Below are 22636 nucleotides of genomic sequence, written 5' to 3' on the forward strand. Positions count from 1 at the left end.
CACCGTGTCCCAGTCCACGTCATTCGAGCCGAGCGCCGAGTTCGCCGAGCAGGCCAACGGCCGGGCGGGGCTGTACGACGAGGCGGCCGACGACTTCGAGGGTTTCTGGGCGAGGCAGGCGCGCGAGCGGGTCAGCTGGTCCACGGACTTCGGTCAGACGCTCGACTGGAGCGGCGCCCCCTTCGCCAAGTGGTACGTCGGCGGTGAGCTCAACGCGGCCTACAACTGCGTCGACCGGCACGTCGAGGCCGGCAACGGCGACCGCGTCGCCATCCACTTCGAGGGCGAGGGCGGCGACACCCGCACGATCACGTATGCCGACCTGCAGCGCGACGTGGCGAAGGCCGCCAATGCGTTGCAGGGCCTGGGAGTCCGCAAGGGCGACCGGGTCGCGATCTACATGCCGATGATCCCCGAGACCGTGGTGACGATGCTGGCGTGCGCCCGGATCGGCGCCCCGCACTCGGTGGTGTTCGGCGGGTTCTCCGCCGACGCGCTCAAGACCCGCATCGCCGACGCCGAGGCCAAGGTGGTCGTCACGAGCGACGGGCAGTTCCGCCGCGGCAAGCCGGCTCCGCTCAAGGCCGCCGTGGACGAGGCGGTCCGAGCCGACGGATCGCCGGTCGAGAAGGTGCTCGTGGTACGGCGCACCGAGCAGGACGTCGAGTGGGACGACACGCGCGACGTGTGGTGGCACGACGTCGTCGAGTCGGCGAGCGACCAGCACGAGGCGCAGCCACACGACAGCGAGCACCCGCTGTTCATCCTCTACACCAGCGGCACCACCGGGAAGCCCAAGGGCATCTTCCACACGACGGCCGGCTACCTCACGCAGGCGGCATACACCAACGCCGTCGTCCACGACGTGCACCCGGAGACCGACGTCTACTGGTGCACCGCCGATGTGGGCTGGGTGACCGGCCACTCGTACATCGTCTACGGGCCGCTGGCCAACGGCGCGACCCAGGTCATCTACGAGGGCACTCCCGACACCCCGCACCAGGGCCGCTGGTGGGAGATCGTCGAGAAGTACAAGGTGACCATCCTCTACACCGCACCCACCGCGATCCGCACCTTCATGAAGTGGGGCGACGACATCCCCGCGAAGTACGACCTGTCCTCGCTGCGCGTCCTCGGGTCGGTGGGCGAGCCGATCAACCCCGAGGCGTGGCTCTGGTACCGCAAGCACATCGGCGGCGACCGCTGCCCCGTCGTGGACACGTGGTGGCAGACCGAGACCGGCGCGATCATGATCAGCCCGCTGCCCGGCGTCACCGACCTCGAGCCGGGGTCGGCGCAGAAGCCGATCCCCGGCATCAGCGCGGAGATCCTCGACGACGACGGCAAGCCGTTCACGGAGCCGGAGAAGGTCGGGTACCTCGTCCTCACCAAGCCGTGGCCGGCCATGCTGCGCGGCATCTGGGGGGACCCGGAGCGGTACAGGGAGACGTACTGGAGCCGGTTCGGGGAGAAGTACTACTTCGCCGGCGACGGCGCGAAGTACGACGAGAACGGCAACATCTGGCTGCTCGGCCGCGTCGACGACGTCATGAACGTCTCCGGCCACCGGCTGTCGACCGCGGAGATCGAGTCGGCCCTCGTGTCCCACCCGTCGGTGGCAGAGGCCGCGGTCGTGGGCGCGACCGACGAGACGACCGGCCAGGCCGTGTGCGCGTTCGTGATCCTGCGCGGCGGTGCGGAGGACCACGGCGACGAGACCGTGCAGGAGCTGCGCAACCACGTGGCCAAGGAGATCGGCCCGATCGCCAAGCCGCGGCAGATCATGGTCGTGCCCGAGCTGCCCAAGACCCGGTCCGGCAAGATCATGCGCCGGCTGCTGCGCGACGTCGCCGAGAACCGCGAGGTCGGTGACGTCACGACCCTGGCCGACTCCTCGGTGATGGGCCTCATCAAGGAGGGCATGAGCTCGGGCGCCTCCTCGGAGGACTGAGGCATCCCCGCCAACTCCGGCGGCCCGGTCCGCGGGTACCTCCCGCGCGACCGGGCCGCGCTCTACGACGTGTGCGTGCGCACCGGTGCCAACGGGGGCGACGCGACGAGCGCGTATGCCGTGCCGCAGCTCCTGCCCGAGGTCTACCTGGGCGCGTACCTGGCGTTCGAGCCCGAGCTGGCGTCGGTGCTCGACGACGGGTCGGGGGCCGACGGCTACGTCGTCGGTGCCCTCGACACGCGGGCCTTCGAGGCGCGGTGCGAGCGCGAGTGGTGGCCGGCGCTGCGTGCCGCCCACCCGCTGGGTTCGGCGCCGCCGGGCAGTGCCGACGCCCGGCTCGTCCGGCTGCTGCACGAGCCGCCGGTGGCCCCCGACCACGTCGTGGCGGAGCACCCGTCGCACCTGCACGTCGACCTGCTGCCGCGCTGGCAGGGTGGCGGGTGGGGGCGGGTGCTGCTCGACCGGCTCTTCGGGCAGCTCGCGGCGGCCGGCTCGCCCGGCGTCCACCTGGGGGTCGGCACCGCGAACGAGCGTGCGGTGCGGTTCTACGCGCGTCTCGGTTTCGAGGTGCTGGACGACACCGTCCCCGGGGCCCTCTTCCTGGGCCGCCGCCTCCCCTGACCAAGAACTCAGCCGCTCCTGGTGCCCCGGTCGCCGGTCCCCTCGAGCCGACGCCCGCTGCCAACCGCAGACCAGACACCCAGCCGACGGCCGACCGGCCGACCGGCCGACGACCAGTTCGCGGCGACAGCCGGCGCGTCCGACCGGACACGCCGGAGCCCTCCTCGACCTGGTCGTCGCTAGGCGCCCAGCCGCAGCTGCCACTCGCGCAGCGCCACGGCGCGGACGAGCACGGACCGCACCCACTCCGGCCGCGTCATGACCTGGGACCACGAGAACCGCAGCACCAGCCAGCCCGACACCGCCAGCTCGTCGTACCGGCGGCAGTCCTTGTCCATGAGCTCGGGCAGGCCGTGGAACTCGAAGCTGTCGGCCTCGAGCACGATCCGCAGGCGGACGTCGGCGAGGTCCACGCGTCCGAGGAAGGCTCCGTCCAGGCCGTCGATGCGGTGCTGCGTCACGACCGCGAGCCCCGGGACGTCGAGGGCAATGGCGCGCAGCACCGACTCGAACGGGCCCTGCGCGCCGGCATCGGTCGCGACGAGGACCCGGCGCGCCCTGGCCGACCCGGAACGCGGCCCTGCTGCCACCGCCCGCTCGATCGACTCCCATGACGTGGCCCCCGTGCCGAGCGCCGAGTCGGCCACGGCCAGCGCCTCGTCGAACGGCAACCGGGCTGCGCAGTCCACCACGGTCGCCGCCGGGGTGAGGACCCACGAGTCGCTCACCCAGGACGCCGGCAGGGTGCGCCACGAGACGTCGTTGTCCCGCTGGTGGTCCGGCGACACCTTGCGGCCCCGGGGCACGACGAGCTGCGGCCGCCTGGGCTGCCACTTGAGCAGCAGCCCGTGGTGCGCCGCGGCGCTGAGCCCGACCGCGACCGCGGCGAGCTGGTGCGCGGCCCGCCGCGCCCCCTCCGCGGTGGGGACGGCATACCGACCGCGCGCGACGCGGACGACGACGGCATCCCGCACCGCCCGCTCGAACGGGGCGCGGCCACACGCCCGGACGACGTCGCGCCGCGAGGCGAATCCCCCGCACTGCTCGAGGTATGCCGTGACGTCCACGGATCGAGCCTGCCCGGTCGCCATGGGCGCCCGGACGGCTTTCCACAGGCCGACGCACGACGACCAGTTCGCGGGTCGTCGGGGCGTGTCGCGGGCGACAGGCCGAAGGGCCCGTCGAACTGGTCGTCCGTATGCCACATGGCGCCCGCCAGCCCGGGGTGACGGCCGTGCGCCGGAGCCCTCACCGTGCTCCTGACCAGCGAGAACGGGCGTCCTGTGTCAGGGTCGAAGGACCACAGAGACGCCAGGTCGGCCCGACACGCAGGGCCGACCGACACCGAAGGAGAACCACATGTCAGCTGACGAGAAGGTCGCCAAGGAGCTCGTGGAGACGCTGAAGGACGGGCGCAAGGGCTTCGCCTCCGCGGCGGAGAAGCTGCGCGACAGCGACCAGCCCGCGGCTGCCGCGACCCTCGAGCGCCTCTCGGGGCAGCGCGAGCAGTTCGCCCGGGACATCGTGGCGATGGGCCACGAGTACGGCGACGACGTCGACAAGGGCGGCACGGCCACCGCAGCCCTGCACCGCGGCTGGCTCTCACTCAAGGACGCGCTCACGGGTGACGACAGCTCCGGCGTCCTCGGCGCCGCGGTCACCGGCGAGGACCACGCGGTGTCCGAGTACGAGAAGGCGCTTCAGGAGGACGACCTCAGCGAGGGTTTCCGTGCCCTCGTCCAGCAGCAGCACGCAGCCATCGTGGCCGCGCGCGACGAGGTCAAGGCGCTGCAGATCGCGTCCTGACCGGCTCCCCACCTGGACGCGACACTGTCCGGACGCCCGGCCCGCACCCCTGCGGGCCGGGCGTCGGCACGTCACCCGGCGCTGCCCCGCATCTGCGCCGCGATCGCCGCGGCCGCCTGGTGCAGCGGCTCGATCGCCGCGGCCACGAACTCGTCGGTCATCCGCGGCAGCGGCCCGGAGACCGACACGGCCAGCGGCTGGGGGGCACCGGGCACCTCCACGGCCACGCAGCGCACGCCCACCTCCTGCTCGCCCTCGTCGAGGGCGTACCCGCGCTCGAGCGAGCGGTCGAGCTCGGCCACGAACGCCTCGGGCGTCGTGATCGTGTGGCTGGTCATGGCCGGCATACCGGTGCGGTCGAGCAGCGCGAGCACCTCGTCGCGGTCCATCGACGCCATGATCGCCTTGCCCACGCCGGTGGAGTGGGGCAGCACGCGCCGGCCGACCTCGGTGAACATCCGCATCGAGTTCCGCGAGGCCATCACCTGGCCGACGTAGACGATCTGGTCACCGTCGAGCATCGCGAGGTTGACCGACTCCCCGAGCTCGTGGGCGAGGCGCTCCATGTGCGGGCGCGCCCAGCGGCCCACCATCCGCGACGTCGTGTCGCCCAGCCGGATCAGGCGCGGGCCGAGCGAGTACTGGCGGGAGGCCTCCTGCCGGACGTACCCGAGGTCGACCAGCGTGCGCACCAGCCGGTGGATCGTCGGCAGGGGCAGCTGGGCGTCGGTCGCGAGCTGCGAAAGGCTGATGACGCCGCCGGCGTCGGCCATCGTCTCGAGGATGGCGAACGCCCGCTCGAGCGACTGCACCCCGCCCGTCCCCTTCGCACCGGCGGTGCCGGCGGCTCCCGTCGCCGGGGCACCGGACATCGTCGCGCTCATATATCTGACCCGCGGCGGATGCCAGTGAAAGGAAGATTCCGTATCATGGAACAATCGTAGCCCGCCGCCGTGCTCGACGGCGGCACCTCCCCAACCCAGACCCAAGGACAGGCATGTCGGACAGCACCGTGACCGTGGACGCCCCCAGCACCGTCGAGCGCAGCGACGAGATCCTCACGCCCGAGGCGCTCGCCTTCCTCGCCGAGCTGCAGACCCGGTTCGGGCCGCGACGCGATGAGCTGCTCGCGGCCCGCAAGGAGCGCCGCGCCGAGGTGTCGCGGACCGGCCGGCTGGACTTCCTGCAGGAGACCAAGGACGTCCGCGAGGGCGACTGGCGGGTCGCCGAGGCACCCGAGGACTTCCGCGACCGGCGGGTGGAGATCACCGGGCCGACCGAGCGCAAGATGGCGATCAACGCGCTCAACTCCGGCGCCAAGGTGTGGCTCGCCGACCTCGAGGACGCCAACACCCCGCACTGGCAGAACGTCATCGGCGGCCAGGTCAACCTCAAGGACGCCGTCCGCCGCACCATCGAGCTGACCACCCCCGAGGGCAAGCACTACGCGCTCAACACCCCCGAGTCGCTCCCGGTCATCGTCCCCCGCCCCCGTGGCTGGCACCTCGACGAGAAGCACCTCACGATCGACGGCAAGCCCCTCGTCGGCGCGCTCGTCGACTTCGGCCTCTACTTCTTCCACAACGCGACCGAGCTGCTCGCCCGGCACAGCGGCCCGTACTTCTACCTGCCGAAGATGGAGTCCCACCTCGAGGCGCGCCTCTGGAACGACGTCTTCACCTTCGCGCAGGACCACCTCGGCGTTCCGCAGGGCACCGTCCGCGCGACCGTCCTCATCGAGACCATCCCCGCCGCGTTCGAGATGGACGAGATCCTCTACGAGCTGCGCGACCACGCGGCCGGGCTCAACGCCGGGCGCTGGGACTACCTGTTCTCGATCATCAAGTACTTCCGCGACTCCGGGCCCGAGTTCACCCTCCCGGACCGCAACGCCGTGACCATGAACGCGCCGATGATGAAGGCCTACAGCGACCTGCTCGTGCAGACCTGCCACAAGCGCGGCGCCTTCGCGATCGGCGGCATGGCGGCCTTCATCCCCAGCAAGGACCCCGAGGTCAACGAGCAGGCGTTCGCCAAGGTCCGGGCCGACAAGGAGCGCGAGGCCGCCGCCGGCTTCGACGGCTCGTGGGTCGCCCACCCCGGCATGGTCGAGCTGTGCAAGGAGGTCTTCACCGAGACCCTGGGTGACAACCCCAACCAGCTCGCCAAGCAGCGCGACGACGTCTCGGTCGCCGCCGACGACCTGCTCGCCGCCTCGAAGACCCCGGGCGAACGCACCCTCGAGGGCCTGCGCGGCAACGTCACCGTCGGCATCGCCTACCTCCAGGCGTGGCTGCGCGGCAACGGCGCGGTCGGCATCAACAACCTCATGGAGGACGCCGCCACGGCCGAGATCTCGCGCTCGCAGATCTGGCAGTGGCTCAACTCCGAGGCCGAGCTCGAGTCCGGTGAGAAGGTCACCCGCGACCTCGTCGACCGCGTGGTCGAGGAGGAGTATGCCGGCCTGCTCGAGTCCGCGGGCGACGACGAGGCCGTGCGCGCCTCGCTCGAGACGGCCCGGAAGCTGTTCGTGGAGTGCGCGATCGACCCCGACTTCCCCGACTTCCTGACGCTGCCGGCCTACGACGAGGTCCTGCGCGCCGAGCGCGCCTGACCGACCACCGTCCACGAATCTTGGGCCAACATTCCGTGGGCGGGTGAACCTTCACCCGCTGCGCGAATGTTGGCCCAAGATTGCGTATGCCGGTCGGCCGGCTGCCGCGGCGGCCGGTCCCCGGGCTCAGCGGCGGGGTGGCATCCGCCAGCGACTGGCGGCGATCTGGTCGCCGCCGACCCACACGCCGCCGACGTCGGAGGTCGTGCCGAGCGCGAAGACCTTGGAGAGCGCGTCGAGCGGTGACTGGGCGTTGCCCAGGCCGACGGCGAGCGGGTCACCGGCCTCGGGCAGCAGCCACACCGCGTCGAACTGCTTGCCCACCGACAGGTCGCCGACCTCGTCACCCAGCCCGAGCGCCTGGGCACCCGCCGCCGTGCACAGCCAGAGCAGGTGGGCCGAGGTGAGCGGGAGGCCCTCGTCGGCCAGCAGGCGCTGCATGAAGTAGGCCTGCAGCCCCTCCTTGAGCATCGAGAACCCCGTGCCGGCGCCGACGTCCGAGCCCAGGCCGACCCGCACCCCGGCCTCGACGTGCCGCCGCAGCGGGAACAGCCCCGACCCCAGCGCCGCGTTGCTGGTGGGGCAGTGCGCGACGGACGCGTCGCGGGCAGCCAGCGTGGCGAGCTCCGCGTCGGTGGGGTGGACGTCGTGCGCGAGCACCGACCGGCGCCCCACCAGGCCGTGCCGGTCGTAGGTGCCGACGTAGGACGCGCCGTCGAACAGGGCGCGTACCTCCTCGATCTCGGCGAGGTTCTCGTTGACGTGCGAGGTGAACAGCGCGCCGTCGAGCTCGGCCATCGTCGCGGCGCACGACTCGAGCAGCGCGTCGCTGGCCGACAGCGAGAAGCGCGGCGTCACGGCATACCGCAGGCGGCCCTTGCCGTGCCAGCGGGCGGCGAGCCCGCGCGCCTCCTCGTGGGCCCGATCGGGGGTGGTCAGCAGGGGCTCGGGCAGGATCCGGTCCGAGGTGACCAGCCCGGTGGCGACGCGCAGGCCCCACAGGTCGGCCGCCTCGAACATGACGTCGACGGCGGGTGCGAAGTGCGACCCGAAGACGAGCGCGGTGGTGGTGCCCGCGTCGACGAGCCCGGTGACGAAGTCGCGCGCCACGCCGCGGGCGTAGTCGACGTCGCGCATCCGGATCTCCTCCGGCAGGGCGCACTGGTCGAGCCAGTCGAGCAGCGGCATGCCGAGGCCGCCGATGACCCGGACCTGCGGGAAGTGGACGTGGGTGTCGACCAGCCCGGGCAGGACCAGGCCCTCGCGCAGGTCGAGGACCTCCTCGTCGCGGTGGGCGGCCCGCACCTCGGCGAACGGCCCGCGCGCGGTGATGACGCCCCCCTCGACGAGCAGCCCGCGGTCCTCCTCGGAGCGCAGCTCACCCCCGGCGAACGGGTCGTCCGGCGTGTCGAGGACGGTCGCGCGGATGATCACCGCCGCACCTCCGCCCGCTCAGCGGCGAACGCCTCGAGCAGCTCGGCCGCCACGGCGACGGCGATGACGGCGGGCTCCTTGCCGGCCAGCGAGGGTAGGCCGATCGGCGTGTGGATGCGCTCGAGGTCCTGGGGTGAATGACCCTCTGCGGCAAGGCGTTTGGCGAACCGGCGCCACTTCGCCGAGGAGCCGATCAGCCCGACCGTGCCGAGGTGCCGGCAGCGCAGTGCGGCGTCGCACAGGGCGGCGTCCTCGGCATGGTCGTGCGTCATGACGAGGACGTGGGTGCCGGGTGGCACCTGGCCCAGGACGAGCTCCGGCACCGGCGCATGGTGGACGTGGACCCGGGCCACGGCGTCGTCGAGGGCACGCAGCCGCGCCGGCTCGAGCTGGTCGGCGCGGGAGTCCACGAGGTGCAGCTCGACGTCGTGCCGAGCCAGGATGCGGGCGATCTCCAGGCCGACGTGGCCCATCCCGAAGACGGCCACGGCCGGGACGACGGCCAGCGGCTCGAGCAGGACGACCACCTCGCCGCCGCAGCACTGCTGGCCGTGCTCGACGCGCGCCCGCTCGTTGAGCGCCAGCTCGAGCTGCTCAGGGGCGCGGGCGCCCTCGGCGAGCATGGCGCGCGCCCGGCCCACGGCCGTGGCCTCGAGGTTCCCGCCGCCGATGCTGTCCCAGGTCGCGTCGGCCGCGACCACCATCTTCGCGCCGGCCTCGCGCGGGGCGTGGCCGCGCACCGACGCCAGCGTCACGAGGACGCCCGGACGTCGCTCACGCCGGAGCCGCTCGACGGCCCGGACCCACGACACCTCAGGCTCCCGTCTGGCCCGCGGGCTCGGCGACCCGCTCGGAGTGCGGCCGCAGCCGCGGAGCCCCGTCACCGGGCTGGTCCGGCACGTCGCCGGGGGCGCCCTCGCGCATCGGGGTCATGTGTGGCGGCTCGGCACCGCCACGCGCCTCCTCCACGGCCCAGAAGACCGCCTCGGGGGTCGCCGGCGAGGCGAGGTCGACGCTCGTGCCCGCCGGACCGAACGCTGCCGCCGCCTGGCGCAGCGCCTCGCGCACCGAGAACGCCAGCATGAGGGGCGGCTCCCCGACGGCCTTCGAGCCGTAGACGGCACCGTCCTCGTGCGCGCGCTCGAGCAGCGCGACGTTGAAGACCTCCGGCATCTCGGAGAAGCTCGGCAGCTTGTAGGTGCTGGCCGCCTGGGTGGCCAGCCGGCCCCGCGCGGGCCCGTCCGACTCGTCCCAGCGCAGGTCCTCCAGGGTCAGCCAGCCGGTGCCCTGGACGAACCCGCCCTCGACCTGGCCGAGGTCGACCAGCGGCGACAGGCTGTCGCCGACGTCGTGGACGATGTCGACCCGCCGCAGCCGGTAGGCGCCGGTGAACCCGTCGACCTCGACCTCGGCCGCGGCCGCCCCGTAGGCGAAGTACTTGAACGGCGACCCGTGCATGACCGAGGAGTCCCAGTGCAGCCCCTCGGTGCGGTAGAACCCCGCCGCCCAGAGCTGGACCCGCTGGAAGTAGGCCTTGTTCACCAGCTCGGGCCACGACAGCCCGGCGTTGGCGGGGTCCTCGCGCAGCGGCCGCAGCCGCTCGAGGATCTGCTCGCAGGCGTCCTTGACCGCGCCGCCGTTGAGGTCGGCGCCGGAGCTGGCCGCGGTGGCGGAGGTGTTGGGCACCTTGTCCGTGCGCGTCGGCGCGAGCCGGACCATGGACAGCGGGATGCCCAGCGCCGTGGCCGCGACCTGCAGCATCTTGGTGTGCAGCCCCTGGCCCATCTCGGTGCCACCGTGGTTGATGAGGACCGACCCGTCCTTGTAGACGTGGACGAGCGCGCCCGCCTGGTTGAAGGCGGTGAAGTTGAACGAGATCCCGAACTTCACGGGGGTGACGGCCAGGCCGCGCTTGGTGTGCGCGTGCGCCTCGTTGTAGGCCGCGACCTCGCGCCACCGGTTCGCCAGGTCAGCGCTCTCGAGGACCTGGTCCCAGCAGTACCCTGCCCGCTCGGGGTGCCGGACCGGCTGGCCGTACGGCGTCTCCTGGCCCTCGCGGTAGAAGTTGCGGCGGCGCAGGTCGGCGGCGTCGATGCCCAGCAGCGGTGCGCAGCGGCCGAGGATGTCCTCGGTGACGAGCATCCCCTGCGGTCCGCCGAACCCGCGGAAGGCCGTCTGGGACGTCTTGTGCGTCCTGGCGATCCGCCCGTTCACCCGCACGTTGGGGATCCAGTAGGCGTTGTCGACGTGGCACAGCGCCCGGGCCAGGACCGGCTCGGACAGGTCGAGGCTCCAGCCGCCGTCGCTCGTCAGGGTGGTGTCGAGCGCCTGGAGCAGGCCGTCGTCGTCGAAGGCGACCCGCCACTGCGCGTGGAACCCGTGCCGCTTGCCCGACATCGTCATGTCCTGCGCGCGCGACAGCCGCAGCCGCACCGGGCGACCCGTGAGGGTCGCGCCGAGGGCGGCGATCGCGGCATACCCGTGCGGCTGCATCTCCTTGCCCCCGAAGCCGCCGCCCATGCGCAGGCACTGCACCGTCACGGCGTGGCCGGGCAGCCCGAGGACGTGCGCCACGATGTCCTGGGTCTCGGTGGGGTGCTGGGTGCTGCACTGGACGAAGACCTGGCCGTTCTCGTCCACCTGGGCCAGGGAGGCGTGCGTCTCGAGGTAGAAGTGCTCCTGCCCGGCGAACTCGAACTCGCCGCTGAAGACGTGGGGTGCGTCCTCGAAGGCGCGGTCGACCTCGCCGCGCTCCATGGTGGGCTGGCCGCCCTGGAAGCTCTGCGCCGCAATGGCTTCCGTCACCGTGACGAGCGATGGGAGCGGCTCGTACTCGACCTCGACGGCCAGCGAACCGAGCCGCGCCGCCTCGAGGGTCTCGCCGAGCACCCAGCAGACCGAGTGGCCGAAGAACATGACCTCGGACGGGAAGAGCGGCTCGTCGTGCTTGACGCCGGCGTCGTTGACGCCGGGGACGTCGTCGGCGGTGAGCACCCGCACCACCCCCGGGACGGCGAGCGCGGGAGCCACGTCGAGCCGGGTGACGCGCGCGTGGGCGTGCGGGGCCTGGACGGGGTGGGCGTGCAGCACGGCGGGCGTGCGGCCCACGAGGTCGTCGGTGTAGAGCGCCTGACCGGTGACGTGCAGGGCGGCCGCCTCGTGCGGGACCGGCTCCCCCACGACGGGGTTCGCCGGGCGCCGGGCCAGCGGGCTCGTGGTCGCGGTGTCGGTGCTGCTGGTCTCGGTGGTCATGCCCCCACCTCCTGCGGGGTCGCGGTGTCGGCGTGCAGCTTCAGCAGGGCGGTGCCCAGCGTCGCCGCCCGGTATGCCGCGCTGGCGCGGTGGTCGTCCATCGGTGTCCCCTCCGTGCGCATCACCGCTGCCGCGGCCCGGGCGGTGTCGCGGGTCCACGGCCGGCCCTCGAGGGCGGCCTCGGTGGCGAGCGCGCGGATCGGCGTCGCGGCGACCCCGCCCAGCCCGATCCGGGCCTTGGCCACCACCCCGTCGACGACGTCGAGCGCGAACCCCACGGCGACGCTCGAGATGTCGTCGAACCGGCGCTTGGCGATCTTGTGGAAGCCGGTGGTCCCGCTGAGCGGCAACGGGATCCGCACGGCCCGGATCAGCTCCCCGGGCTCGCGGACGCTCTGCCGGTACCCGGTGAAGTAGTCCGCGAGCGCGACGACCCGCTCGCCACCGGCCCCGGCCAGCACGACCTCGGCCTCGAGGGCGAGCAGCGCCGGCGGGGTGTCGCCGATCGGCGAGCCGGTGCCGAGGTTGCCGCCGATGGTGGCGCCGTTGCGGATCAGCCGGGAGGCGAACTGGGGGAAGAGCTGGTCCAGCAGCGGGACGCGCCCGGCGAGGCCGCGCTCGACCTCGGAGAGGCTGAGGGCGGCACCGACCTCGATGACGTCGTCGCCGACGTGGAGCGTGCGCAGCTCGGGCAGCCGGTCGATGCCGATCGCGAAGGCCGCCCGCGAGCCGCGCAGGTTGGTCTCCACACCCCAGTCGGTCGACCCGGCCACGAGGACCGCGTCGGGGTGCTCGGCGAGCAGGGCCAGGGCCTCGGCCAGGTCGCCCGGCCGGGCGTAGGTGCCGCTGGGCCCGCTGAGCCGGGTCGACGCGGCGACCGGGGCCGGCTCGTGCACCCGCGCGGCGAACGGGTCGTCCGCCTCGGGCGAGCCGAGCGCGTAGGCGGCGTCGCGGATCGGCCGGTACCCGGTGCAGCGGCACAGGTTGCCCGACAGGGCGTGCAGGTCGAACCCGTTGGGACCGCACTCGTGGTCGACGTCGTGGCCGTCGGGCCCCTGGGCCGCCGACCCCTCCGCCGGGCGGTGGCCGTTGCCGGAGGCCGTCGACGCGGCCGGCACGGGGGCCCGGTCCGGGCGGTAGAACTCCGCCGCCATGCTGCAGACGAACCCGGGCGTGCAGTACCCGCACTGCGACCCACCACGCAGCGCCATCTCGCGCTGGACCGGGTGGAGCGCCTCCGGCGTCCCGAGTCCCTCCGACGTCACGACCTCCTGGCCGTCGAGTGCCGCCGCCGGGACGAGGCAGGCGTTGACCGCCGTCCACCGCGAGCCACCCGCGCCGTCCGGGCGGGCGACCATGACCGAGCAGGCGCCGCACTCCCCCTCGGCGCAGCCCTCCTTCGCCCCGGTGAGCCCCTGGCCGCGCAGCCAGTCCAGGGCGTTGGTGGCCGGGTCGGTGCCCTGCAGGGAGCAGGAGGCGCCGTTGACCGTGACCACGTGGCCGTCGGCCGGCTGCTCACCACCCCGGTGCCCGCGGCTGTGCAGTTCCTCGTTCGAAGCCATGGCGCTCCCGTCACCCCGTCGTTGGGGTCCATCATCCACCAGCCCGTCCGGGCAGGGGCATGGTTGCGGTGCGTGGGGCAGGCCGTCGGTTATCCATGCAGAACAACGGCCGCCGGAGGTTCCGACGACCGTAGCTCTCAACAAACTGTTGAATCAAGGGTTTCGGGAGCGGGATCTCATCCGATGGGATCCCGCTCCCGGACCTCAGCCCCGGCCGAAGCCGGCGAGGATGCCGGTGTACGCCTTGGGCGGCGGCGGGGCGAGCTCGCCGTGGGTGGATGGCTGCAGCCCCAGCCGCACGAGGCCCTCGGCCATCACCGTGGCCGCGGCCACGCCGTCGACGACCGGAACGCCGAGCTCGGCGGTGAGCAGCTCGGGCAGCCCGGCCATCCCGGCGCACCCCAGGACGACCGCGTCGCTGCCGTCCTGGGCCATGGCGGTCTTGGCGAACGAGAGGATCACGGCATACGTCCGGTCGCGGTCCTCGTCGAGCTCGAGGACGGGGATGTCGCAGGCGTGGACGCCGGCGCACTGCCGCTCCAGCCCGTAGACCCGGGTGAGGTCCCAGGCCCGGCCCACGGTCCGGCTCAGCGTCGTCACGACGCTGAAGGAGCGGCCGAGCAGTGACGCCGTCTTCATCGCCGCCTCGGCGATCCCGATGACCGGTCTGGACGCCGCCTCGCGGGCAGCGTCCAGACCGGGGTCCCCGAAGCAGGCCAGGACGAACGCGTCGGCCTCGGTGTCCTCGCGGACGACCTGGAGCAGGCCCGGCACCGCGAGCGCCTCGTCGTAGTGGCTCTCGATGGACTCCGGCCCCATCGCCGGCGTCCGGCCCGTCACCACCGTCCCCGGGGCGGCGACCCGGCGGGCCTCCGCCTCGATGAGGTTGGTCATCGACTCCGTGGTGTTGGGGTTCACCACGCTGATCCGGATGGTCACTTGACGCACTTCTTCGAGTCGAGGACGCGGTCCGAGACACCCATCCGCGGCGCGATCAGCGCGTAGGCGACGAAGCCGACGCCGCACCCGATGAACCAGCTGTAGTCGTCCAGCACCTTGGCACCGGGGACGAAGACGACGGCCAGGGCACACAGGGCCGCGAGGGCCGTGGCGACGATGGCGGGCGGGTTGTAGCCGCGCTTGTAGTGGTAGGCACCGGAGGGGTCCAGCGTGAACAGGTCGTCGATGCAGACCCGCTGCTTGTGCACGGCGTAGTAGTGCGCGATCAGGACCCCGAACAGCGGGCCGATGAAGGCGCCGAGGGTGTCCAGCGTGTAGTGGATCGTCTCGGGGTTGTTGTAGAGGTTCCACGGAGTGAGCAGCACCGACCCGACGGCGGCGATCATGCCGCCCATCCGCCAGCTGATCTTCTGCGGCGCCACGTTGGAGAAGTCGAACGCGGGGCTGACGAAGTTGGCGACGATGTTGATGCCGATGGTCGCGGTCGCGAAGGTCAGTGCCGCGAGCACGAGGGCGTAGGTGTTGTCGATGTGGCCGACGGTCTCGACCGGGTCGGTGATGAGCTTGCCGTAGACCGGCAGGGTCGCCGCCGCGGTGAGGACGGTCAGCAGCGAGAAGAAGACGAAGTTGACCGGCAGGCCCCAGAAGTTGCCCTTCTTGACCGCCTTGAAGGTGCGGCCGTACCGGGAGAAGTCGCCGAAGTTGAGCATCGGGCCGGAGAAGTACGACACCACCAGGGCGGTCGCAGCCAGCATCGTCGTGAACACCGAGGTGCCGGAGAGCGTGTGGTTCGACAGGTTGAGGTCGACGCTCCAGCCCGCCTTGGACAGCAGGTAGACGCACAGCGCGATCATCACGACGTAGACGGCCGGTCCGGCGAAGTCGATGAACCGGCGGATGGTGTCCATGCCGGTCCAGAAGACCGCGGCCTGCGCGACCCACAGGATCGCGAACGTGACGTAGCCGAGGGCCGAGAGGCCGAGGAAACCGTGCTGCGCGACGTTGGAGTACGGCTCGAGGCTGGGCCAGATCCGCACGACGAGGATGTCGAGGGAGGCGGAGGCGAGGTAGGTCTGGATGCCGTACCAGGCGACGGCGATGAGGCCGCGGATGATGGCGGGGATGTTGGCGCCCAGGACGCCGAAGACCGCGCGGCAGATGACCGGGTAGGGGACGCCGGTGCGCTGGCTGGGCTTGGCGACGAGGTTGCAGAAGAAGAGCACGATGGTGATGCCGACGATCAGGCAGATGAACACCTGCCAGCTCGTGAGCCCGAGGGCGAACAGGCTGCCGGCGGTGACGTAGCCGCCGACGCTGTGCACGTCGGACATCCAGAACGCGAAGATGTTGTACCAGGACCAGTTCTGGTCCTTCAGGGGGGCGAGGTCCTCGTTGGCCAGGCGCGGGTCGTACGAGGGCTTGATCAGCCCCGTGCCCGCCCCGTGGTCGTGCGGGCCGTGGTGGGTCGCGTAGCCGGCGTCGGCAGCGGCGGCCTCGGACAGTGGTTGCTGGATCTGGGTCATGCTGACCTCCCGGTCTGAGAATTGCTCAAACCCTAGGGAGACAGCGGTTTCCGCGGAACATCGTGGACCGTATATCTGCGTATATCTGGTCAGCCCCGGGGCTGGTGCGCCGACGCCGATCCGCCGCGGGTCACGGCGGCGCACAGCCGGTCGTGGTGGACCCGGGCGGTCTCGCGCAGCCGGTCGGCGTCACGGGCGACGAAGGCCGCGAGCATCTGCTCGTGGTCGGCGCGCAGGTGGGCGCGCTCGGCGTCGGTGACCCGCATCATCGTCTGGACCGGCTCGGTGACGTTCCAGGCGATGTCGAGCATGTGCAGCAGCCGCGGCATCCGGCACGGCTTGAGCAGCGCCATGTGGAACTCGCGACTGGCCCGCTGGAACTCCTCGGCGTCCGCCGACTCGACCGCCTCCCCCAGCCGCGCGTGCGCCCGCGCCGCGCGCTCGTGGTCGGCGGCCCCGGCGTTGTGGACGGCCGCGTCGAGCGCCGCCGCCTCCAGGGCCCCGCGCACGACGTAGAGCTCGTCGATCTCCGCGGGGCTGAGCTGGGTGACGGTGTAGCCGAGCCGCGGCTGGTGCTCGAGCAGGCCCTCGCCCAGCAGGGTCTTCAGCGCCTCGCGCACGGGGATGAGGCTGACCCCGAAGAACGCCGCGACGTCGTCGAGCGGGATCGGGCTGCCCGGCGGCACCTGGCCGGAGGCGATGACGCGGCGCAGCTCGGAGAGGACCTGCGGCCCGGAGACGTACCCCTCCGGGCGCACGAGCAGCCCGACGATCCCCGACTTCCGGCGCGGTTGGGTCATGGGCCATCCCCTTCCCGTGGGGTCAGAGCAGCTGCCGGGTCAGAGCAGCTGCCGGCTCAGCACCGCGTGCCGGTTGACGTCCTTGTAGAGCAGGTAGCGGAACCGGCCCGGACCCCCTGCATAGCAGGCCTGGGGGCAGAACGCCCGCAACCACATGAAGTCGCCCTCCTGCACCTCGACCCAGTCGTTGTTGAGCAGGTAGACGGCCTTGCCCTCGAGGACGTACAGGCCGTGCTCCATGACGTGGGTCTCGGGGAACGGGATCGCCCCGCCCGGCTCGAAGTTGACGATGTTGACGTGCATGTCGTGCCGCACGTCCATCGGGTCGACGAAGCGCTGGGTGGTCCAGGCGCCGTCGGTGTCGGGCATCTCGCGCCCCTCGACGTCGGCCTCGTTGGTCACGAACGCTTCCGGCACGTCGACGCCCTCGACCCGCTGGTAGGCCTTGCGGACCCAGTGGAAGGTCGCGGCCTCGTCGCCGGTGTTGCGCAGGGTCCAGCGCTGCCCCGGCGGCAGGAACGCGTACCCGCCCGGCGCGAGCCGGTGCTCGTCGTCGTCGAGCGTGAGCGTGAGCGTCCCGCCGACCACGAAGAGGACCCCCTCGGCGCCGGGGTCGCCCTCGGGCCGGTCGGAGCCGCCCCCGGGCTGCACCTCGACGATGTACTGGGAGAACGTCTCGGCGAAGCCGGACAGCGGCCGCGCGATGACCCACAGGCGGGTCTGCTCCCAGAAGGGCAGCTGGCTGGTCACGATGTCGGTCATCGTGCCTCGGGGCAGCACGGCGTAGGCCTCGGTGAAGACCGCCCGGTCGGTGGTCAGCTGCGTCTGGGGAGGCAGACCCCCCGTGGGCACGTGGTACCGGGGCGTCGTCGGCGTGGTCATGGCTGTCCTCTCCTCAGGAGCTGCCCGCGGGGGGCGGCGTCGGTCTCGACGGGTATGCCGTGCAGCCAGGTCTGGCGCACGACCCCGGTGAGCTCGCGGCCGGCATACGCCGACACGGGGTTCTTGTGGTGCAGGGCGGCGACGTCGACGGTGAACCGCTCGTCGGGGGCGAAGACGACGAGGTCGGCGGTCGCCCCCACCTCGATCCGGCCGCGGTCGTGCAGCCCCACCTGGTCGGCGGTGTTGCGGCCCATCCAGCGCACGACGTCGGTGAGGTCGTGGCCGCGCTCGCGCGCCTCGGACCAGATCGCGGGGAGCCCGAGCTGGAGCCCGGCGATGCCGCCCCAGGCCAGGGCGAAGTCGCCCACGTCGAGCAGCTTGAGGTCCGCCGTGCTCGGCGAGTGGTCGGAGACGATGGTCGCGATGGTGCCGTCGGCCAGGCCCTGCCAGAGCCGGTCGCGGTTCTCGTGCTCGCGGATCGGCGGGCAGCACTTGAACTGGGTGGCGCCGTCGGGGATGGCCTCGGCCTCGAGCGTGAGGTAGTGCGGGCAGGTCTCGACCGACAGGGCGAGCCCCTCGGCCCGGGCATCGGCGAGCATCGGCAGGGCGTCGGCGTCCGAGAGGTGCAGGATGTGCGCCCGGCCGCCGGTGTCGCGCACGGCGTCGACGACCGTGCGGATCGCGCGCTCCTCGGCCTCGCGCGGGCGGGAGCCGAGGAAGTCGGCATACGCCCGGCCCCCCGGCGACACGGAGGCGTCGATCACCTCGGCGTCCTCGGCGTGGACGATGAGCAGCCCGTCGAAGGACGCGATCTCGGCGAGCGCCTCGCGCATCTCCGGCGTCGTGAGGTGGGGGAACTCGTCGACGCCGGAGTGGAGCAGGAAGCACTTGAAGCCGAACACGCCGGCGTCGTGCAGCGGGCGCAGGTCCGGGACGTTGCCCGGGACCGCCCCGCCCCAGAAGCCCACGTCGACGTACGCCTGGTCGCGCGCGACCTCCTGCTTGGTCCGCAGGGCGTCCACGGTCACGGTCGGCGGGATGCTGTTGAGCGGCATGTCGATGATCGTCGTGACACCGCCCGCAGCCGCGGCCCGGGTCGCGCTGGCGAAGCCCTCCCAGTCGGTGCGGCCGGGCTCGTTGACGTGCACGTGGGTGTCGACCAGCCCCGGCAGGAGCACCTCGTCTGCGGCGAGCTCGACGACCCGCGTGCCGTCGGCGACGTCGGCTTCGAACGGCTCCACCGCCACGACCCGGCCGCCCGCCACGACCACCGTCGCCGCGACCTCGCGGTCGCCGACGACGGCCCGCCGGGCCCGGAACGCCACCTGCTCGGCCACGGGACTCCTCTCGACGCCTGCCCTGAAACCTGTAACCGTCATCCTGCCGCTGCCTCCTCGTCGATGGCCATGGGGACGCCGGGGTCGACCACCCGGGTGCGCTGTCGCCCGAGCAGGCCGCCGTCGGCCTCCACGACCTGCCCGTGCCGCAGGTAGGGCCGCGGCTCGGGCCGGCCCATGGCCACCCCGGCGGGCGTGCCGGTGAGCACGACGTCGCCGGCCTCGAGGGTCATGACGCCGCTGGTGTAGCAGAGCAGCTACCCGATGCCGAAGACCATGTCGGCGATGCAGCCGTCCTGGCGAGGCTCCCCGTCGACGGCCAGCCGCAGCCGCACCGCGGGCGGACCGCCCGGGCCGAGCTCGTCCGGCGTCACCAGCCAGGGCCCGAGCGGGCAGAACGTGTCGGCCGACTTGCCCTTGGTCCAGGTGCCACCGCGCTCGAGCTGCAGGGCGCGGTCGGAGACGTCCTGGGCCAGCACGTACCCCGCCACGGCGTCGAGCGCCTTCGCGGGGTCGGTGACGCCGCGCAGCCCGCGCCCGAGGACGACCCCGAGCTCGACCTCGTAGTCGGTGGTGGTCGACCCGGGGACCATGACGACGTCGTCGGTGGGCCCGGACACCGAGGTGGGGGCCTTGAGGAAGACCACGGGCTCGCTGGGCAGCGGCAGGCCGGCCTCGGCGGCGTGGTCGCGGTAGTTGAGGCCGATGCCGACGACCTTGCCCGGTCGCGTGACGGGCGGCCCGAAGCGGTGGCCACCCTCCGCCGGCGAGGCGTCCAGCACCGGCAGGGTCGTGGGGTCGATGCCGGCGAGGGCCCCGAGGAACGCCGCGTCGACGTCGGCGGTCAGCCCGCCGAGGTCCAGCAGGGTGCCGTCGTCGGCGACGACGACCGGCCGCTCGGCCCCGGCCGCACCGACACGGGCGATCCTCACGACCCGCTGCCCAGGTGCTCGCGGGCGATGCGGGCGCCGATCCGCTCCAGCAGCGGTCCGGGGCGCTCGAACGCCTCCCGCTCCTCCGTGGCCTCCTCGAGCAGGGCGTATGCCGCGCCGATGCCGGCCGTGCGCAGCCGCGCCTCCTCGAGCGCGACCCGTCCGGCGACCGCGACCACCGGGACGCCCTTGTCGCGGGCGAGGGCGGCGACCCCGGCGGGTGCCTTGCCGTGGAGGGTCTGCTCGTCGAGGGAGCCCTCCCCGGTGACGACGAGGTCCGCGGTGCAGACGGCGTCGGAGAGCCCGGTGAGCTCGGCGACCAGGTCGGCGCCGGGCTGCATCCGGGCCCCGAGGACGGCGAGCAGGGCGAACCCCACGCCGCCCGCGGCACCGGCACCGGGCTGGTCGCGCAGGTCGCGGCCGGTGGCCTGCGCCACGACGTCGGCCCAGGCGGACAGCGCCACGTCGAGGGCCCGAACGTCCTCCGGGGAGGCGCCCTTCTGCGGTCCGTAAACGGCAGCCGCGCCGTGCGGGCCGGTGAGCGGGTTGTCGACGTCGCACGCCACCACGAGCTCCGCCTCCGCGAGGCCGGGGTGCAGCTCGGAGAGGTCGAGGGAGACCGCGTCGGCGAGCGGGGCGCCCCCGGCATGCAGGGCGCGGCCGCGCCGCCCGCTGATCCGCGCCCCCAGCCCCTGGAGGAGCCCGGCTCCCCCGTCGGTGCTCGCGCTGCCGCCGATGCCGACGACGACCCGCCGGCAGCCGGCGTCGAGGGCGGCGGCCACCAGCTCGCCCGTGCCGCGGCTCGTGGCCGTGAGCGGCGCCAGGTCGTCCTCCCCGAGCCGGGCCAGGCCCGACACCTCGGCCAGCTCGACGACCGCCTCGTCGCCGCGACGACCGTAGGCGGCCCAGCACGGCATACCCGTCGCCCCGGTGGCGCGCACCTGCACCCGCTCGAACCCCGCTGCCTCGGCCGCGGCGAGGGTGCCGTCGCCGCCGTCGGCGACGGGCACGGTCGCCACCTCGACGCCGGGGACCACCGAGCGGATCCCGGCCTCGAGGTGGGCCGCCACCTCGGCCGCGGTGAGCGTGCCCTTGAACTTGTCGGGGGCGAGCAGGACGCGGGGCACGGGGAACCTCAGTCTAGGTTGGCGAACAGGGAGGTCGGGGCGTGCTCGCCGTGCTCGGCGAGCTCCTCGAACTCGGTCACGTTGGCGATCGAGGTGCCCATCGAGACGTTGGTGACCCGCTCGAGGATGACCTCGACGACGACCGGCACACGGTACTCCTGCGCCATGCCCTGCGCCTTCTCCAGCGCGGGCAGGATCTCGTCGGGGTCGGTGACCCGGATCGCCTTGCAGCCCAGGCCCTCGACCACCTTGACGTGGTCGACGCCGTAGCCGCCGAGCTCGGGGCTGTTGAGGTTGTCGAACGACAGCTGGACGCAGTAGTCCATGTCGAACCCGCGCTGGCTCTGGCGGATGAGGCCGAGGTAGGCGTTGTTCACCAGGACGTGGACGTAGGGCACGTTGAACTGCGCCCCGACCGCCAGCTCCTCGATCATGAACTGGAAGTCGTAGTCGCCCGAGAGCGCGACGACGGTCTCGTCCGGGCACGCGGTGGCGACGCCGATCGCGGCGGGCACGGTCCAGCCGAGCGGGCCGGCCTGGCCGGCGTTGATCCAGTGCCGGTCCTTGAAGACGTGGAGGAGCTGCGCGGCCTGGATCTGCGACAGCCCGATGGTCGAGACGTACCGGACGTCCCGGCCGAACGCGCGGTTCATCTCCTGGTAGACCCGCTGCGGCTTGATCGGCTTCACGTCGAAGTTCGTGCGACGCAGCAGGGTCCGCTTGCGCTCCTGGCACGCCTGCGCCCACTCAGCGCGGTCCTTGAGGCGCCCGGCCTCCTTGCGCTCGCGGGCCGCCGCGACGAACAGCTCGAGCGCCGCCTTCGCGTCGGAGACGATGCCGTAGTCGGGGGCGAAGACCCGGCCGATCTGGGTCGGCTCGATGTCGACGTGGACGAAGGTCCGGCCCTGCGTGTAGGTCTCGAGGTCACCCGTGTGCCGGTTGGCCCAGCGGTTGCCGATGCCGAGGACGACGTCGGACTCGAGCATCGTGGCGTTGCCGTAGCGGTGGCTCGTCTGCAGCCCGACCATGCCGGCGTTGAGCGCGTGGTCGTCGGGGATGGTGCCCCAGCCCATCAGGGTGGGGACGACGGGGACGCCGGTCAGCTCCGCGAGCTCGACGAGCAGGTCGGCCGCGTCGGCGTTGATGACACCGCCGCCGGCGACGATCAGGGGCTTGTCCCCCGCCTCGAGCAGGTCGAGGGCCTTCTCCACCTGGGCCCGGGTCGCGGCCGGCTTGTAGACCGGGAGCGGCTCGTAGGTCTCGACGTCGAACTCGATCTCGGCCATCTGCACGTCGATGGGCAGGTCGATGAGGACGGGACCGGGGCGGCCGGAGCGCATGAGGTGGAAGGCCTGCTGGAAGGTGCCCGGCACCTGCGCCGGCTCCAGGACGGTGACCGCCATCTTGGTGAGCGGCCCCGCGATCGAGGCGATGTCGACCGCCTGGAAGTCCTCCTTGTGCAGCTTGGCCACCGGGGCCTGGCCGGTGATGCACAGGATCGGGATCGAGTCCGCGCTGGCCGAGTAGAGGCCGGTGATCATGTCGGTCCCGGCCGGGCCGGAGGTGCCGACGCAGACGCCGATGTTGCCCGCCTTGGCGCGGGTGTAGCCCTCGGCCATGTGCGAGGCGCCCTCGACGTGGCGGGCGAGCGTGTGGTGCAGGCCGCCGTTCGTCTTCATCGCCTTGTAGAACGGGTTGATCGCCGCTCCGGGCAGCCCGAAGACGTTGGTGACGCCTTCCTTCTTGAGGATCTCGACGGCCGCCTGGGCCGCGGTCATGCGTGTCATGGCAGTGCTCCTGGTGCGTGGTCTGTGGGGTGCCGGGTGGCGAGAGGG

At 72.7% G+C, this 22636-nt stretch carries 17 protein-coding genes and 1 pseudogene; 4 read left to right on the forward strand and 14 right to left on the reverse strand.

Going from position 1 to position 22636, the window contains the following annotated elements:
• Positions 1-4 precede the first annotated feature (4 nt).
• Positions 5-1951 (forward strand): acetate--CoA ligase, encoded by a 1947-nt coding sequence (acs, locus tag ACYVDO_RS06080; protein ID WP_460933786.1) that lies wholly within the window; start codon positions 5-7, stop codon positions 1949-1951.
• A 75-nt stretch (positions 1952-2026) separates the two neighbouring features.
• Positions 2027-2572: a GNAT family N-acetyltransferase gene (locus tag ACYVDO_RS06085; RefSeq protein ID WP_460933788.1), complete on the forward strand. Its 546-nt coding sequence runs from the start codon at positions 2027-2029 to the stop codon at positions 2570-2572.
• Positions 2573-2751: 179 nt separating this feature from the next.
• On the opposite strand, the gene ACYVDO_RS06090 is transcribed toward ACYVDO_RS06085, so the two are convergent.
• Positions 2752-3639 carry a DUF559 domain-containing protein gene (locus ACYVDO_RS06090; protein WP_460933790.1) on the reverse strand — a complete coding sequence of 296 codons (888 nt, stop codon included), beginning with the start codon at positions 3637-3639 and terminating at the stop codon, positions 2752-2754.
• A gap of 292 nt (positions 3640-3931) precedes the next feature.
• On the opposite strand from ACYVDO_RS06090, the gene ACYVDO_RS06095 reads away from it, so the two are divergent.
• Complete coding sequence (locus ACYVDO_RS06095) at positions 3932-4378, forward strand: ferritin-like domain-containing protein (protein WP_460933792.1); 447 nt, start codon at positions 3932-3934, stop codon at positions 4376-4378.
• Between the two features lie 71 nt (positions 4379-4449).
• On the opposite strand, the gene ACYVDO_RS06100 is transcribed toward ACYVDO_RS06095, so the two are convergent.
• Positions 4450-5262 (reverse strand): IclR family transcriptional regulator, encoded by an 813-nt coding sequence (locus ACYVDO_RS06100; RefSeq protein WP_460933794.1) that lies wholly within the window; start codon positions 5260-5262, stop codon positions 4450-4452.
• A 113-nt stretch (positions 5263-5375) separates the two neighbouring features.
• Here ACYVDO_RS06100 and aceB point away from each other — a divergent pair, with 113 nt between their 5' ends.
• The gene (gene aceB / locus ACYVDO_RS06105; protein WP_460933796.1) at positions 5376-6992 is read left to right on the forward strand and encodes a malate synthase A; all 1617 of its coding nucleotides are present in this window, start codon (positions 5376-5378) and stop codon (positions 6990-6992) included.
• Positions 6993-7118: 126 nt separating this feature from the next.
• Here the strand turns inward: aceB and ACYVDO_RS06110 are convergent, their stop codons facing one another.
• From ACYVDO_RS06110 to gcl, 12 genes and pseudogenes are all read right to left on the reverse strand, one after another.
• Positions 7119-8426: a guanine deaminase gene (locus ACYVDO_RS06110; protein WP_460933798.1), complete on the reverse strand. Its 1308-nt coding sequence runs from the start codon at positions 8424-8426 to the stop codon at positions 7119-7121.
• Positions 8423-9238, reverse strand: a complete 816-nt coding sequence (gene xdhC / locus ACYVDO_RS06115; protein WP_460933800.1) for a xanthine dehydrogenase accessory protein XdhC — start codon at positions 9236-9238, stop codon at positions 8423-8425. The genes ACYVDO_RS06110 and xdhC overlap by 4 nt, the downstream gene beginning before the upstream one ends.
• A gap of 1 nt (position 9239) precedes the next feature.
• Entirely contained in the window at positions 9240-11678 is a 2439-nt protein-coding gene (gene xdhB, locus ACYVDO_RS06120) for a xanthine dehydrogenase molybdopterin binding subunit (protein ID WP_460933802.1), read from the reverse strand.
• The gene (locus ACYVDO_RS06125) at positions 11675-13240 is read right to left on the reverse strand and encodes a xanthine dehydrogenase small subunit (RefSeq protein ID WP_460933804.1); all 1566 of its coding nucleotides are present in this window, start codon (positions 13238-13240) and stop codon (positions 11675-11677) included. Before ACYVDO_RS06125 ends, xdhB begins: the two co-directional genes overlap by 4 nt.
• 204 nt (positions 13241-13444) lie before the next feature.
• Positions 13445-14179, reverse strand: a complete 735-nt coding sequence (locus ACYVDO_RS06130; protein ID WP_460933806.1) for an aspartate/glutamate racemase family protein — start codon at positions 14177-14179, stop codon at positions 13445-13447.
• Positions 14176-15723, reverse strand: coding sequence for an NCS1 family nucleobase:cation symporter-1 (locus tag ACYVDO_RS06135; protein ID WP_460933808.1), 1548 nt, complete (start codon positions 15721-15723; stop codon positions 14176-14178). The genes ACYVDO_RS06130 and ACYVDO_RS06135 overlap by 4 nt, the downstream gene beginning before the upstream one ends.
• An 89-nt stretch (positions 15724-15812) precedes the next feature.
• Positions 15813-16523, reverse strand: a complete 711-nt coding sequence (locus tag ACYVDO_RS06140; RefSeq protein ID WP_460933810.1) for a GntR family transcriptional regulator — start codon at positions 16521-16523, stop codon at positions 15813-15815.
• 39 nt (positions 16524-16562) lie between these two features.
• Positions 16563-17405 (reverse strand): bifunctional allantoicase/(S)-ureidoglycine aminohydrolase, encoded by an 843-nt coding sequence (locus ACYVDO_RS06145; RefSeq protein WP_460933812.1) that lies wholly within the window; start codon positions 17403-17405, stop codon positions 16563-16565.
• Positions 17402-18784 (reverse strand): allantoinase AllB, encoded by a 1383-nt coding sequence (allB, locus tag ACYVDO_RS06150; RefSeq protein ID WP_460933814.1) that lies wholly within the window; start codon positions 18782-18784, stop codon positions 17402-17404. The genes ACYVDO_RS06145 and allB overlap by 4 nt, the downstream gene beginning before the upstream one ends.
• Positions 18781-19674, reverse strand: a pseudogene (locus tag ACYVDO_RS06155) (fumarylacetoacetate hydrolase family protein). Before ACYVDO_RS06155 ends, allB begins: the two are co-directional and overlap by 4 nt.
• Positions 19671-20801, reverse strand: coding sequence for a glycerate kinase (locus ACYVDO_RS06160; RefSeq protein WP_460933816.1), 1131 nt, complete (start codon positions 20799-20801; stop codon positions 19671-19673). Before ACYVDO_RS06160 ends, ACYVDO_RS06155 begins: the two are co-directional and overlap by 4 nt.
• Positions 20802-20809: 8 nt before the next feature.
• Positions 20810-22588, reverse strand: a complete 1779-nt coding sequence (gcl, locus tag ACYVDO_RS06165; RefSeq protein WP_460933818.1) for a glyoxylate carboligase — start codon at positions 22586-22588, stop codon at positions 20810-20812.
• Between the last annotated feature and the right edge of the window lie 48 nt (positions 22589-22636).

Source organism: Phycicoccus ginsengisoli, from assembly GCF_054779295.1.